This window comes from Paenibacillus sp. 1-18 (assembly GCF_000520755.1).
Classification (GTDB): Bacteria; Bacillota; Bacilli; order Paenibacillales; family Paenibacillaceae; genus Paenibacillus; species Paenibacillus brasilensis.
This window is the reverse complement of record NZ_ASSB01000041.1, coordinates 1-397: the sequence shown is the minus strand read 5'-3', so window position 1 is coordinate 397 and position 397 is coordinate 1. Positions and strand designations below refer to the sequence as shown.

Below are 397 nucleotides of genomic sequence, written 5' to 3'. Positions count from 1 at the left end.
ATTGCTGCCAGTGCTGACGGATTGGAAGGAAGCCGTTGCTGAAGCGGATCAACGTCAAAAGGCTGCCGAAGAAGCTGCGGTTCAGGCTGCATCAGCCCAGGAGGCTGCGCTTGTGTCTGCACAAGCCGACGAACAGGCCCGGCAAGTACTGAGCGTGGAGGAGCCAAAGCTGCTGCTTCGGATTGATCAGCTGGAGCAGGCACTTCAACTGGAGCGTGATACGGAAGTATTGCGCACCGAACGAGAACGTCTGGCGGCAGAGCTGGTACAAAGTGAGCAAACCCTTGCTTCATATGGCGAAGGACTCGCCAAGGAGCAAGAGCTGCAGGCACGAGGCTTGAAGCGCCAGCAGGAGCTTCAACAGGAGTTAAAGCAAAATGAAGTGCGGGCAGATGAG

1 pseudogene is annotated in these 397 nt (G+C 56.7%); it reads left to right on the top strand.

Annotation, left to right across the window (positions count from 1 at the left end):
- Positions 1-397: pseudogene (locus L693_RS27585) on the top strand (SMC family ATPase); the annotation flags it as partial.